Genomic DNA, 14,890 nt, shown 5'->3' on the forward strand with positions numbered 1-14,890 from the left:
GAATGAAACTGAAGTCCCTTACTGTGGCGACACTTGCGGCGCTGTATGGCGCCGGTATGGCATCGGCCATGCCCACGTCGTCGACAAACGTGTCTGCCACTGGCAGCAAGGGTGGCGTTGTACTGCAAGCCATCACCAAAGAAGAACTAAGCCGGCCCAAGCGCGTTTCCGATAAAGCGCCCCAATCCAATAACACTATCCGTCCCATGCCCGGCGGATTGAACCAGCAGCATCAACCCGCATCGGCCAAGGCCAAGTTCGTTGAAGAGCCTAATCGCAATGGCGAGGATGTGTACATAGTACGGCTGCGGGACTTGCCGCTGGCCACCTACGACGGTCGGGTTAAAGGTTATGCCGCCACCGCCAAGCAGGTGATCCGCAACGAGATGGCTTCCCAAACGCCTGTGATGCAACAGGGCAAGCAAAGGATGCAAAAGGCGGCTGTCGTCGACCAGGCCCAGGTGCAGGCGGTGCAACAATCCAGAGTGGAAAGCTATCGTCAATACCTGAGCGCCAAGCAAAATGACGTGCTGCAGATGGCCCGCAGCCAGGGCATACAAAACCCGGTGCGCGCCAATTACACCAACGCGGTTAACGGTTTCTCCATCAAGATGACCCAGGCCCAGGCCAAGGCACTGGCGGCCCTGCCTCAGGTACAGTTCATCGAACGCTCCACCATGCAGCAGATCCAGACCGACCGCGGCCCGACCTTTATCGGTGCCGATCAGGTGTGGAGCGGCAACACTGTCACCGGCCTGCCCTGGAAGGGTGAGGGCATGGTGATGGGTATCATAGATACCGGCATCAACTCGGATCATGTGGCGTTCGCCGATATTGGTGGTGACGGCTACGATCACAGCAACCCCCTGGGCGACGGCAATTACCTGGGCGACTGCGCCACCGGTAAGCTGGTCTGTAACGATAAGCTTATTGGTATATACAGCTGGCCTGTGATTACCGACACCTACCAGGGCCAAGCCCCGGCCACGGGTGAGGACATCCAGGGCCACGGCAGCCACACCGCAGGTACCGCCGCCGGTAACTACGTGGAAAACGTGCCCCTGCAGGCCCCCTCCCTGGGGGATGGTGACGGCGAGCCCCTGGGCTTCACCTTCGAGTCCACCTCGGGCGTGGCGCCACATGCCAACATCATTTCCTACCAGGTGTGTCTCCCGGAAGCGGGTTGTCCCACTGAGGCGATCCTCAAGGCCTATGAACAGGCCATCGCCGACGACGTGGATGTGATTAACTTCTCCATCGGTGGTGGCGAGCCATTCCCATGGGAAAACAGTACCGAGCTGGCCATACTCTCGGCCCGTGAGGCCGGTATTTCCGTGGCGGTGGCCGCCGGTAACTCGGGTGGTGATGCCTACAACACTTTCTTTGGCAGCCTGGGCCACAGTGCGCCCTGGGAAATGGTGGTGGCCGCCAGCACCCACGACAGGGTGTTGCACAAGACCAACAACCTGCTCTCCTTCAGCGGTGGCAACTCCACCCCTTATCTCTACATAGATCCCAACTCCAGTTGGGGCGATGATATCGCCGGTTACTCGGTGGACAGCATCAGCCTGGGTATTCCCGTGAGTGCGGCTGATTACGGCGATCCTCAGTGTCTAAACGCCTTTGCCCCCGGCACCTTCAGTGCCGATCAGGTGGTGATCTGTGAGCGCGGAACCAATGCCAGGGTCGCCAAGGCGCACAACGTCAAGGCCGGCGGAGCCGGTGGTTTTATCCTCTACAATCAGGCCTGGTACTCGGGCATGACCCAGGAAGAGCAGAGGCTGTATGACGATGCCTATCCGCTGCCGGGCATCCATGTGTCCAACTATACCGGTAACCGTATCATTAGTTGGATGAATGACGGCGCCGCCGACCACTTCATCAACATTACCGGCGGCTCCGTGGACCGTAGCCTGGATCCCGCCACGGGTGACATACTGGCGGACTTCTCGTCCCTCGGTCCTTCCATCACTTACAAGCACCATATGGCGCCAAACATTGCTGCCCCCGGGGTGGACATTCTCGCGCCCTATGCCGATGAGCATCCACTGGCGCCTGGCTCAGCTCAATCCCAGGACTGGGCCATCATCAGTGGTACCTCCATGGCCAGCCCACACGTGGCCGGTGTCATGGCCCTGGTGCGTCAGGCCCATCCGGACTGGAGCGCTGCCGAGGTGCAGTCGGCGATGGAGATGACCGCCTCCCAGACGGTGCGCCGTGATGTGGATCAGTACAATCCCGACGGTTTCCCCGCCACCCAGCACAGAGCCGGTTCCGGTCGCGTGGATGCTCAGGCGGCGGTCAATGCCGGTCTTATCATGAATGAGACGGTGGAAAACTTCCGTCTGGCCAACCCCCGCATGGGCGGTGATGTGCGCCAACTCAACCTGCCGCAGCTGGTGAACAGCAACTGCCGCGGCGGCGTTTGCTCCTGGGTGCGTACCGTGACCGCCACCCGCGATGGCAGCTGGACTTTGAGTGCCGATCAGTGGGTCTATGATCGTTGGGTCTCTACCTATGAGGGTGAGATCGACATGCACAATGCCAAGATGGAATTCTTCCCGGCGAGCTTCAGTCTCAAGGCCGGTGAGAGCCAGAGCATAGTGATCAAGGCCGATATTACCGACGTCCAGTCCCAGCACAATTCGCTGCTGTTGGGCTCGGGTGATAGCCTTGAAGGGGTGGAGCTGTGGACCAGTGTTAACCTCACTGCCTCCGACAGCAGCATACCCAAGTCACATTGGCCCGTATCTATCAACTTCGACCGTGGCGGTCTGCCGGAAGCGGTGAATGTTGAGGTCCACAGGGACAACGGCAGCTATCGCATTGCCGATCTGCCTCTGGGTGCCAGCAATGACCTGGTCTACCGTGGCCACGGTCCGGTCAAGGCCGATATCACGGAAGTGACCCTGCCCCAGGACAATAACCACAGGCCTATCTACACGGACGGTGATTATGCCCCGGGACATAACCAGGTGACCCTGTTCAATGTACCCGAAGGTACGGCCCGCTTTGTGGTGGAAGTGCTTGAGCACACCAAGGGTCCGGGTTTCTTCCAATACGTGGGCGATTTGGGCGGCTCACTGGCGATTCACATAGGCCGCGACAGCAATGGCAACGGCGAGGCTGATTTCGATGAGGAATGGATCTGTTCCTCCACCACCCAGATCGAGCTGAACCGCTGCAGCCTGACCAATCCGGATGCAGGTCAGTACTGGGTCTTGTTGTCCAACACCAGTTTCAATATGAGTGACTGGGACCTGGAACAGGGGCCGGGTTACGGGCTCAAGGCCGAAGATCTGGTGGACAGCTACAGGGTTGCCACGGCCTTGGTGCCAAGCGGTGCCAATGGTCTGGTGGTCGAAGGCCCGGCCACCTCAGATGGCAGCTTGGTTGACCTGGATCTGAACTGGAACCTGGATAACCTGGCCGAAGGCGATGTGGCCTATGCCGGTGTCGACATCGGTAGCAGCGCAGCCCCCGGCAGCATAGGCTTTATCCCTGTGCGCCTTAAGCGTGGCATGGATGACGTGACCGTCAGCAACAACCAGAGGGTTCGCGGTGGCGATATTGTCGATGTGACCGTACACGTGGTGGAAAACAACACGGGTGCCGATCGCGACTTCGACCTCAGCACTGTGATTCCCGCAGGACTGACCCTGGTACCGGGTTCAGTTAAGGTCAGCAGCCCTGAGCAGCAAGCAAACCTGAGCGTCGACGGCAATACAGTGCGCGTTGCCGGGGTGCAGCAGGATTCCGGTAACTGGGACCGCAGCTACAAGGTGACCACCAATGAAACCGACGCCCTGTGCCGGGTGCCTGACTATGGTCGTAATGACAGCGGCTTCGTCGGTCTGGCGAAGAACTACGGTTTCGTGCCGGTCATAGGTGGCACCATGGCCGATGCCAGCGGCAACTGGGATTATGATGCCACCCTCGGAGACTGGGTCTACACCAATCCGTTCGAGATACACATGGCGGACTATTGGGGCGCCGATGGCCATATGAACCTGTTCCATAACCAGGATTATATGAGCTATGACCGCTTCATCGTTTCGCCCCAGGGCTTTGTGACCTTCGGTCCTGATTGGGCTGCGGCCAGCCACTACATCAGCCAAAAGTTCCCTTACTTTATGAGCCCCTATGGCCCATTCGTGGCACCCTTCTGGCGTGGTTATGTGGACCCCACAAACATCGGCATCTTTGCGACTGTCGATGTGCTGGGTGCGCCGCTGGAACAAAACCTGTTTGAGCCCTGGAAAGGCTCGGGTATTGCCCTGGCGTATGCCGGTGATGACTTCATCATAGAGTGGGTCAACGCCCGTACCCAAGGCGTGCAAGCCAGCTGGTTTGGCACCTATCCAACGGGTGTGGAGCAGAACGACCGCTATACCTTTGATCTGATCATGAACAAGGCTTATCGCTACGGCGGCGGTGAGTTCGAGTTGGTGATGGCCTATGGAGACATGGACTTTGCCGACCAGGATGACTACGGTTCCATAGGTGTGCACGGCAACTATGGCCCGCTGGATATCTTTGGCTATCCCTATGGCTATGAAGCCGGTGTCAGTGCCGCCTTTAACGGTCTGAAGGACGTGACCACGGCCAACAAGGTGATCTGCTTTGACTACACAGGTCCGGAAGCGACCCAGTTCGACCTGAGCTTCCAGGTGCGTGTGGCCGAAACCGCCGCTGGTCAGACCCTGAACATGGACGTGGTCAGCGACGTCAGCGGTATGGGACAGAAGGTGATAGCCAATGCCATCCAGGTGGCCGGTAACATCACCCTGGCACCGTTCAACGCCATGACGATCGCCGAGAACACCAGTGCCGATGTGACAGTGGCCTACGCCGACGTTGATGCCAATCCGAACCTGATTTCCGTCAGCGGTGAGCACATCAGTGCCCTGGTGCACGGCAACAGCGCCGGTGCTACCGTGACCATCACCCCCGATGCCAACTGGCATGGTGAAACACAAGTCAGCGTAACAGTGGCCGACAGCGTCAACCCCACTGATGCCACGACCCAGAGCTTTATGCTGACCGTGACTTCGGACGGTATCGAGCCCGGTTGTACCGACAGCGCCGCCACCAACTATGATGCCAACGCCAATCAGGATGACGGCAGCTGCACCTTCCCGGCGCCGCCTGCCGCTGAACCTGCCAAGGATACCTCCAGCGGTGGTGCCCTGGGCTGGCTGGCACTGCTGTTGGCTCCTGCTGCCATGGTGCGTCGCCGCCGCCTGCACTGAGCTGCAATGCTTGGTTTAATGCAAGCTTCATGAGTTGCGGTTAACGCAAGATAAAACGGGTCCTGAGGGACCCGTTTTTTATTGGCTTAGGCCTTGATGCTCACCCCATGGGCCGGTTGTTCACTGCTGATGAATCAGGGGGGCCTGCTGGGCTGTCTGCTTTGACGCTTCATCCTGCGCCAGCCATTGCCGCAGCCATTCCCTTTCTACCAGGCCGCTCTTGCCTTTCCAGTTACCGCTTTCATCGATAAAAAAGGTGCGCGGCAGCTCGCCGTACCAGGAAGGGTCGAGCAGGAAGCGCCCCTGTTGCTCCTGGCCATCGGCAAAACTGAGCTGTGGCAGGGCAGTCAGTCCCAGTTGCGCCAGCAGTTGCTCTTGCTCCTGCTCACGGTCGGCGTCGGCATCTGTGTTGATCAGCAACAGCTGCTCGCCGTTAATCTGTGGCAGCAACAGCTTAAGCTCGCCCAGCTCCCTGATACAGGCCGGGCAGTCCAGGCTCCAGCAAATGCTCACCCAGCGCTGGCCCGCCATAAGGGCGGCCCTGGCATCCAGGCTTTGGGCCGTCAGCAAGGGGGCAGCGGTCAGGGAGCCGGCGAACAGCCAGAGTCCAAGCATCAGGCCGCGGCGGATCATGGCAGCTCCCGGAAAAAGTGGCCCAGTCCGGGTCTGTGCCAGGAGACATAGACCTTGCCGTCGTGGGTCAGCACAAAGGGCCGGTCGCTGCCGAGCTGCGAAGCGGCCAATTGACGGGCGGGACCGAAGAGGGCGCCGCCATCGGTTGAGCCTTGCCACCAGAGCTGTTGTTCGCTGCCGTTATATTCTGTCCACACCAGATCCACTCTCTGCCCCTGCACCGCCAGATGTGGGTGGGATGCCAGTTGCTGGTTATTGCCGACCTTGAGCGGCGCACTCAATTGAACTCCGCCATCGTCGGAATAAGCGTAAAAAATTCCCTGGCCCTTGCGCCCGGCGTTAAACCAGGCCAGGTGGTAGCGGCCCGAGTCCGAGATGGCGAGGGCGCCGCCCTGGTGTGGGCAGCCGTCGAGCTGCCAGTCATCGAAGGATACCTGCTGCGGCGTGGCGTTGTTTTTGAGCTGCATCAGGGCAAACTCGCGCACATTGTCCGGATACAGATGGCGCCACAGCAGGGCCTGGGTGCCATCGGGCTCCCGGGCGAAGGCCAGGCGGCAGCATTGGCAGGTGCCGCGCACCAGCTCGCGGTTGGCAAATTGGTTGTCATCCCGGCGAGGATTGCCCTTGGCAAAATAGATGGCCGAGCCCGCGGCGGCGCTCGGATCCAATGCCTTGGCGCGGCTGTCGAGCCACACCAGGCTGACCTCGCCATCGGGGCTCACCAGCATTTCATTGAAGGAGTGGCCGGCAACGAGTTGGTCATCGTTGATGGTTTGGGGCCTGCTGAAGTGGCTGCCGCCATCGGCCGAGTAGCTGAGGCGAATATCGGCGCTGTACTTCTGCTCCCGGGCCATGGCCCAGGACAGGTAGAGGCCGCCATGGCCATCAAAGCCCAGTTTGGGGCGATTTTCACCGCGGGTGGAGATGGCCTCGGGCTCGGCATTGACCTTAAGTGGGGCACCGAAGTTGACACCGACATTGGTGGAACTGTCGAGGTACAGCTGCTGCTCGCTGACCCAGGCACGCCACAATCTGCCATCCGGGCCGAAGGCTGCGGTGACAGTCTCGGCGCAGCGAATGTCACCGGCCACGCATTGGCTTTGGGGTTGCGCAGGTGCCTCCTGATGCTGATGTGCCTGCGCCGGCATCAGCGCCGTGGCCAGTGCCAGCAGGGCCGTGGCCCTGATAGAGGTCAGAGTTACCATGAGACGTCCACTCCCAGATACAGGCTGCGGGGGGCGCCGGGGTTAATGTTGGCCTTGCCGTAGCTGAGGGCTGCCGACTGCACATAGTCCTTGTCCCACAGGTTGGTGGCACGGGCGTTGATGGACACCCTGTCGTTGATCTTATAGCGGGCCTTGAGGTTGGTCAGTTGATAACCCTCATAGCGACGGCTGTTGGCGTCATCCATCCAGTAGTCACCTATGGCCTGCCACTCCAGCATCAGGCTCAGGCCCTCAAGGGCATCCGGATTATAGCGGGCGCGGACATTGGTGATGTATTCGGGGGCATTCATCATCTGATTGCCGGTGATGGGCGGGTAGTCATCAAACTCGTGACTGGCGCGGGTAAAGGCCAGCGACAGCGCCAGTTCACGGGTGGCCTGCCAGTCGGCGGCCAATTCCACGCCCTTGTGGATCACCCGGGTGGCATTGACCTGATAGCGGAAGCCGAGCTCGCTATCGAAGGCGTTGACTATGCCGTCGTCCACGTCCATGTAATAGAGCGCCAGATCCCAGGACAGGGAATCGAGGTTGGCCTTGTAACCCAGCTCATAGGTGTCGGAGATCTCGGGTTTGAGGTTCGACAGGCCTTCGATGCTGTCCTTGGTGGTGATGTGGTACAGGCTGCCGCTGGTGGGCAGGCGGAAGCTGTTGGCATAGCGCAGGTACAGGCTGCTGCTGTCGCCGAGGCGATAATTGAGGCTGGCCTTGGGACTTAGGTGGCTGAAGCTGTCCTCCCGGTCGGCAATGCTGAGCTTGCCGTGGCCTATGTCACCCAGGGCCGCGAGATGGTTGTGATAATCATAACCGGCGTAATCAAAGCGGGCCCCCAGGGTCAGGGTCAGGTTTTCCGTCAGCGGTCTTTGGTGCTGCACATAGGGCGACAGGCCCAGGTAATCTGTGCTGTCGTCATAGAAACGCTCCCCGGCCACAAAGCTGTCGGGCTTGTAGCCGCCCACAGTCACATCCAGGGGTTGGAACGAGCTTTCATCACCGACCGAGTATTCCAGATCGGCGCCGACCGTGGTTTCGCTGTCATCGCCGTGCACCCAGTTGGCCAGGGCCAACAGGCCTGCGCTGCGCACCACACTGTCCACCATGGGCATATTGGCGTTCCAGGTGGCCGTGTAGCTGTTGGTGTTGCGGCGCAGGTAGCCGATCAGCGAGTAATTGGCATCGCCGCTTTGCTTGTCCCACTGGCTTGAGAGGCGCAGATAGTCGCTGCGCCGGGTCGGGTCAACCGCCAGCACGGCATCGCTCAGTCCAGACTGGTTGCGATCCTGCCGGTATTGCTCCTCGGTAAGACCGGCGGCCATTTCCTGCTCCAGGGTTGAGGCCGACAGCAGGGTCACCAGGCGTTGATTGGCGTCGATTTCATATTCGTGGCGGGCGTTGACTTCGGCTCTCTGGGTAGCCGTGTGCTCCTGCCAGCCGTCGCTTTCCTGGGCCGAAGCGGAAATGCGCCAGCCCTTGCCGGCCTCGGGTTTGCGGTTGTAGCCCAGCTGCAGCTTGTGGAAGTTATCGCTGCCGAGCATCAGACCTGTGTCGAGGCGGTTGACGTCTTCTACTTCGTCGGAGAGTACATTGATGGTGGCGGCCACGGCGCCCGAGCCATAGAGGGCGGTCCCTGCGCCCTTGATCACTTCGATGCGGCCCACATTGGTGTTGAAACTGGACCACCACAGGCCATTATGGTTGAAGAAGGCCGGTGACTGAATGGGAATATTGTCCTGCAAAAACAGGTAGTAGCCGCTGGTGTTCATCGGCATGCGGATGGCGGTCTTGTGTCCCTGTCCACCACCAAGCTGATCTATCAATACCCCGGCTACGCTGTTGAGGGATTCGGCCGGGTGCTGGCCCTTGTCCAGCGCCAGCTCGGATTTGCTGATGCTGTCCAGGGACATGGCCAGATCCGTGTCCACATTCTGCTTGCGATTGGCCGTGATGCTGATGCGTTCCATGACCGGGCTGGCGATGGCCATGGTGGAGGTTGCGCCATCCGGTGCGGTCTGTACTTCGGTGTTATCTGTTGTTGCCGCGGCGGAGGTGGTTAACAGCGCCAAACTGAGCAGCGAAGGGAATGTATTCATGGGCAGCCTTTCCTTGTGAAATTGACTGCATTCTAAGGCTCTTTATTTAACATGCATCTTTAATGTTGCTTTAATTGGAGCTATTTCACGCTTTGTTGATCCGGCGCAAATTCCCTCTGTGACCGGGCTCACAAAGGCGCTGTTCATAGGGAATGGCATACTCTTGGCGGCATAAAAAAGGGCCTTCAATGGAAGGCCCTTTTCTCATTCAGGCATGCGCGCACGGCATGCACTTTGGATTGGGTATCAGCGCTGGCGGCGCAGACCACCCAAAGCCAGCAACATCAGACCCAGCCAACCCAGGCTACCGCCGGAACTGGACTTGGAGTCGTTCGATGCGTTCGGTGCAGCGCTGACCTTGACCATCACGGTGGCGGTCGAATCGCTCATCACACCGTCGGAGACTGTGACCGTGAACTCATGCTCACCCACACTCAGACCAGTGACAGTGGCGATGGCGCTGTCTTCACCGGACATGGTGCCAGGACCATGCCATTCGAAGCTCAGGGCATCGTTATCCACATCGTAGGAGGCGCTGGCATCGAGGGTGACACTGCCACCTTCGGTGATGCTGATTTGAGTTGCCGCCACCATGGCCTGGGGCGCATCCTGCTCAGGTGTCACTGTCAGCATAAAGCTGGTGCTGGCCTGATCGCTGGCATGCTCGTTGTCCTGCACTGTCACAGTCACCAGGGTGTCACCGAAGAAGTCGGCTTCAGGTTTCAGGCTGAAGTGGCTGCCCTCGACTGTGGCCTGGATGTGCTCGCCGGTGACAATCACAGTGTTGCTCACCTTGTTGGCATCCAGATAGAACACCTCGATACCGGTCAGCTCGCCGTCTTCAGCCACAGTCAGATTGGGCATCTCTGCCACCTTCAGATCGCTGTTGACCTTGATGCTGTGTACCAGGGTTTGCTCTTCACCACCCTCAACCATCTGGGTCAGGTTGATATCCAGGGTCTTGCCCACGGCCTCAGGCTGGATAACCGCCTTGAAGCTCATATCGATGGCACTTTTCTCCGGACCGGTATAGTCGAAGCAGATCACCATGTTGTCGGTCAGCACTTCATCCAGGTTGTCGAAGCCAACCATGGTATAGAGGTAGCCGTCTTTCGGACCGGCCTGAGTTGAGAACACGCTGTCAAAACCTTCAACAAACACAGTGCCCTTGGCCAGATTGCCGCCCAGGTTGTTGTAGGCAAACATCAGCTCGAAGCGATCGTCGCGGAAGTCGATATTGGGGCGCATTATGACCTCATAGTCATACTCATCGCCGGTCATCTTATCGGTAATGTTATCGAACTCCATGAACAGCAGATCGCCCAGATCCGGTCTGTCGGCCTCATACTGAGCCGCCAGGGTCAGGCCCCATGGGTCTTCCCAGTGACGACGGTTCTTGGCTTCGAAGGTGCCGCGCCAGAAGGCGTTCATTGACTCGTACAGGAAGCCAGGACCGCGGTGATAGTTCATCATCCAGTAGGCGGTGTTGAACTGCATGGCACCCACAGTGTGCATGCGGATAAAGCCACCGTTGTCCTGGTTATAGAGCTTGAACTGCTCCTGGCCCATACCCCAGAACAACCAATCCATGGGGATGTCGAAGTAAGTGCGATGATCGCCCACATACCAGGATTGCTCCGGCTGCATACCGAACTCGAACAGATCTATATAACGACCGTCGGAAAACTCATCGATCTTGGGCGTGCGGCACTGGGCCGAGGTCAGGCTGTTGGTCAGCACGTACTCACGGGGTACGTCGCGAGTGCTTTCCTGAGTACCGCTGAGGCTCAGACCGTGCTCATCAATTTCCAGACCATTGAGCATCTTGTCATTGACGGTTTTCAGGGTCTCGGGCGCCAGACGCATGCCTTCGGGCAGGGTCAACTTGAAACTGAAGTCCCTGTCGGCGGTTTCCAGGTTGGGCAGCATCTTGAGGCTGATATCCACCACATCCATGTTGCGGGCCTTATCCTGACTGACCTCAAAGGACACATTGTCCTTGCCGCGCTTCAGCTTCAGTGAGGTGAAGCCCAGGGTGCCTTCTTCGCCGGGCATGTTGCCCAAATCGAAGCCACCATAATAGACATCGCCTTCAACGGCATCGGGCAGATCCCAGTTCAGGGTCAGCGCATAGTTACCGTTGCCATCGTGTTCGGCCGGGCCTTCCAGGTTGAAGTTGTTGGCGCTGCTGTCGTTGGACAGCAGGGCAACGCCGGTAGTGACCTTGTACTTCTGCTCTCCATAGCCGACATTCACCAGGGCTACCCAGTAGGTGCCGGGGGTAGGGTCAATGATGTCACAGAAGTTCTGCACCGAGGTGGCAGATGACTGGCACACCATTTCACCGAAGTACTCGCTGCTGAGGGCATAACGGTCGGCATCCAATTCTTCCTGGGTCGGCATGAAATTACCGTTGCCGTTGGCATCCAGACCCATGGTCAGTATCGGACGCTGGCCGTAGTAGCGTGGGTTCTTGTTTTCCTCATAGCCTACCGGGTCACTGGATTGCACCTCAACCATCAGGCGCTTGGTGCCTTCCGGTACCACAACCTGGGTCACGCTCCAACCTGCTTCGATTTGCTCTTTGCCAAGATACGGGCTGGACAGGGGCAGTTCTGCGGTGCGCAGTTCAGGCTTGACCAGACCATAGTACCTTGGGGTGAACTGGCTGTAGTTGTCGGTATTGACCACGAAGGACTCACTGCCCTGTTCGCGGTTGAACTCAATGTCCTTGGCAAAAGGCAGCTGATCGTATTCGGACAGCGCCACCACAGGCATGTGCAGCTCGGGTGAATTGCCCGAGGTGCTGGTCAGTTTCAGCTGGCCATTGAACAGCGAGTAGTTGTTGCTGCTTTCCCAGGGATTGTCGGTGTCTTCGGGTTCTACCAGGTTACGACTGATGCTTGGGACAGTCATCTTCACCATAATGGCCTGGGTTTCCCCTGCCTTAAGACTGAACTGGCTTGGGGAGGCCGTCAGTGTGGCGCCGTCTTCCTTCACTTCGGTGCTGACACTCCAGCTGCCATCCTTGGTGGCCTTGACGGTGCGCATCCAGGTGCACTCTTTCTCACAGCTCATGTCCACCATGGACGGCAGGTTGAGCCAGTTGGCTATGCCGCCATTGCGGGGGTTGGCGTTGACATAGTTGTCTATGGTTTCGTCCAACACCAAGCCCACGGCATCGGCCTTGGCCACATCTATGGCACCGGCACCGCCCATGAAGTTGTAGGGCACATCCTGTGGAGTGGCGCCTGAGTAGGGTTGGAATTTAACCTGATTGGCGCTGAGCATCAGGGCTGATTGGATTTCCGCCGGCGTCCAGTCGGGGTGCAACTGGGTCAGCAGGGTCATGGCGCCGGCCACGTGTGGCGAGGCCATGGAGGTGCCGCTCATCATGGTCCAGTCGCTGGCGGCTGGATAATTGGTGAACGGCTGGTCATCGGCGTTGGCGGCATAGATGTTAACGCCGGGCGCGGTGACATCCGGCACCAGGTTGTCTATGTAACGGCTGGGACCCATGGAGCTGAAGCGGGCCAGCAGGTTGCCATTGTTTTCATCCAGGATGTAGTCGTTGGTATGGGCGGTAATGGTACCGCGGGCGCTGCCATTGCTGCGGTTAATCCAGTTTTTCAGGGTGTAACCACTGCTGGAGGCCACGTTGATGCCCGGGATCACAAAGCGGTCGGCAACGGTAGAGTCGCTGTAGTTGACGTTCAGCAACACCAAACCACCGGCGCCACCGGCCTGAACGTTTACCGCCTTGTCGACACGGGGGATATCACCGCGCTCACACACCACTATTTGATCGGCGCTAAAGGTGCCTGCAGGGAAGGGGGCGTTACAGGTTTTGGCGGCGTAACCGTCATTGGGATCCGGATCCGGGTAGCTTTCCGCCAGTACAAACTGACCGGAAATCTCATCGGTAAAGCCCTTGCCCTGGATATCACTTCTGGGAAGGGTGTAGCTGGGGCCTGTGCTTTCAAAGGCAGTAATGCTGGTCTTGCCGGCATCCAGGGTACGGTCATGGGTGGAGGCACCCACTGTGGTTACCCAGGGCGAGGTGTGATCGGCGCTGTAAAAATAGGGGCCGGAGTTACCGGCGGCCACGGCCACGGAGATACCGGCTTCACGGGCCGCCAGGAACGCCAATTCCATGGGATCTTCCCAGGGGAATTGTTCTGAACCACCGATGGAGAAGTTGATCACATCAACGCCGTCTTTGATGGCATCCTCGTAGGCCGCGAGGATCGCTTCTTCGGGACAACCGGCATAGGGGTCGCCACCATTGCCCGGCCAGCATACCTGGTAAGACACAATATGGGCCCGCGGCGCCACGCCCGAGGTGTGGTCGAAATTAAATGGCAGGTTCACGCCATCACTGACAGGCTCGCCCGTGGGGGCCTGCAATGGGGTGTTTTCTATGCGATTACCTGCAACCGTGCTGGCGGTGTGGGAGCCGTGGCCATGGTGGTCTTCACCGTTGCGGGGACGAATAAGTTTAGTCTGCCAGGGATACTGCTGAAATTCCGGCGCATTGTAGACCGCAGTGATGATGTCATAGGAATAGACACCGATCAGCTTGTCGTTACACAGGCTGGCGTCTTCCTGACAGTCTCCGAGGAAGGTGCCGCCCATTTTCTCATGGCTGGCGGCGAACTCTGCGTCGCTGGCAAAGGCGGGATGGTCGGTGTTGATGCCGGTATCGATAATGCCGACCACCATACCTTCACCCTGGGCCTTGAGACCTGAGTCGGTATTGCCGGACCAGGCCGCATCGGCGTGGATAAACTCGGGACCACGGTCGGTGCGCAGCTGGAATACCCGGCTGGGGGTGATCTTGGTAACGCCGGGCACCTTGGCCATCAGCGCCGCATCCCTCTGGGTCATCTTCACCGCCACGGCGTTGTTGGCCACAGTGAACTGACGCAGCAGCTCAAATTGGGCGCCCTTGGCTTTGGCCTGGCTCAGGAGGGTATTTTGCTTGCTGCTCAACATGGACTGATAGTCCTGCACCGCAGGAGCCACGCCGACTTGCATCAGCTTGTCCTTGGTGGCGCGGTTCAGCAGGGGCTTGGTGGCGCTGAAGCCCGGCAAGTTACCTTCATAGGTGGCCACAGGCTTATCGCTGAACTGGACGATAAAGGTGTGCTCACCCTTGATGGAATCGTCAAATTCGAATACCTGTTGTGACCGCTTGGGTAACACATGGTTGACCTTGCCCTGGGCCACAAACATATCGCCCTTGGCTATCTCTTGTTGCTGTTGGTTGAAATCGGCTACGTCCTGGCTGGTGAAGGTGGGCACATAGAAGCCGCCCTTCTCCGCCTTTTTCATGCCGATATCGGCGGCAGCGTGGCCGGATACGCCAAGGTACAGCGCTCCGAAGACTGCCAGCGCCGTCCCCTTTAATCTGTGTTGCGATGTCATGAAAAAACTCCATGTATTCTTGTTATAAGTGTGAGATTCGGTTTGGCAGGAGTTTGTTTAACCTGAATGGCGACAACAGCTTGGTGAAGTCTGTTATATAACAGCCAGTTACTCCTGCCTTACCGGGCAGATGCAACCATCTGCAACCCAGTTATAACATTTGCAACACCCTGATAACTGTAGCAAATTGTACCAGACTGCTCACAGGTGTCAGCCAGAACACAGCAGAGGAAATTACATGCTGTAAAGCTGCTTCAGCCTTACC

5 protein-coding genes are annotated in these 14,890 nt (G+C 58.6%); 1 reads left to right on the forward strand and 4 read right to left on the reverse strand.

Annotated features, from left to right (window positions below; genetic code table 11):
- Positions 1-2: 2 nt before the first annotated feature.
- On the forward strand, positions 3-5,252 hold the full coding sequence (locus JYB85_RS19045; RefSeq protein ID WP_207380877.1) for a S8 family serine peptidase: 5,250 nt from the start codon (positions 3-5) through the stop codon (positions 5,250-5,252).
- Positions 5,253-5,372: 120 nt separating this feature from the next.
- On the opposite strand, the gene JYB85_RS02305 is transcribed toward JYB85_RS19045, so the two are convergent.
- The 4 genes from JYB85_RS02305 to JYB85_RS02320 all read right to left on the reverse strand — a co-directional run bounded on the left by JYB85_RS02305 (position 5,373) and on the right by JYB85_RS02320 (position 14,625).
- On the reverse strand, positions 5,373-5,885 hold the full coding sequence (locus JYB85_RS02305; RefSeq protein ID WP_207380878.1) for a TlpA family protein disulfide reductase: 513 nt from the start codon (positions 5,883-5,885) through the stop codon (positions 5,373-5,375).
- Entirely contained in the window at positions 5,882-7,090 is a 1,209-nt protein-coding gene (locus tag JYB85_RS02310) for an exo-alpha-sialidase (RefSeq protein ID WP_207380879.1), read from the reverse strand. Before JYB85_RS02310 ends, JYB85_RS02305 begins: the two co-directional genes overlap by 4 nt.
- Entirely contained in the window at positions 7,084-9,198 is a 2,115-nt protein-coding gene (locus tag JYB85_RS02315) for a TonB-dependent receptor (protein ID WP_207380880.1), read from the reverse strand. The genes JYB85_RS02310 and JYB85_RS02315 overlap by 7 nt, the downstream gene beginning before the upstream one ends.
- A gap of 246 nt (positions 9,199-9,444) precedes the next feature.
- On the reverse strand, positions 9,445-14,625 hold the full coding sequence (locus JYB85_RS02320; RefSeq protein WP_207380881.1) for a S8 family serine peptidase: 5,181 nt from the start codon (positions 14,623-14,625) through the stop codon (positions 9,445-9,447).
- Positions 14,626-14,890 lie beyond the last annotated feature (265 nt).

It is taken from the genome of Shewanella sedimentimangrovi (assembly GCF_017354965.1).
In the GTDB taxonomy this organism is placed as follows: Bacteria; Pseudomonadota; Gammaproteobacteria; order Enterobacterales; family Shewanellaceae; genus Shewanella; species Shewanella cyperi.

Coding starts and splice junctions, on each gene's coding strand:
- JYB85_RS02310 (WP_207380879.1), bottom strand. CDS start 7,090: ATGGTAACTCTGACCTCTATCAGGGCCACGGCCCTGCTGGCACTGGCC.
- JYB85_RS02315 (WP_207380880.1), bottom strand. CDS start 9,198: ATGAATACATTCCCTTCGCTGCTCAGTTTGGCGCTGTTAACCACCTCC.
- JYB85_RS19045 (WP_207380877.1), top strand. CDS start 3: ATGAAACTGAAGTCCCTTACTGTGGCGACACTTGCGGCGCTGTATGGC.
- JYB85_RS02320 (WP_207380881.1), bottom strand. CDS start 14,625: ATGACATCGCAACACAGATTAAAGGGGACGGCGCTGGCAGTCTTCGGA.
- JYB85_RS02305 (WP_207380878.1), bottom strand. CDS start 5,885: ATGATCCGCCGCGGCCTGATGCTTGGACTCTGGCTGTTCGCCGGCTCC.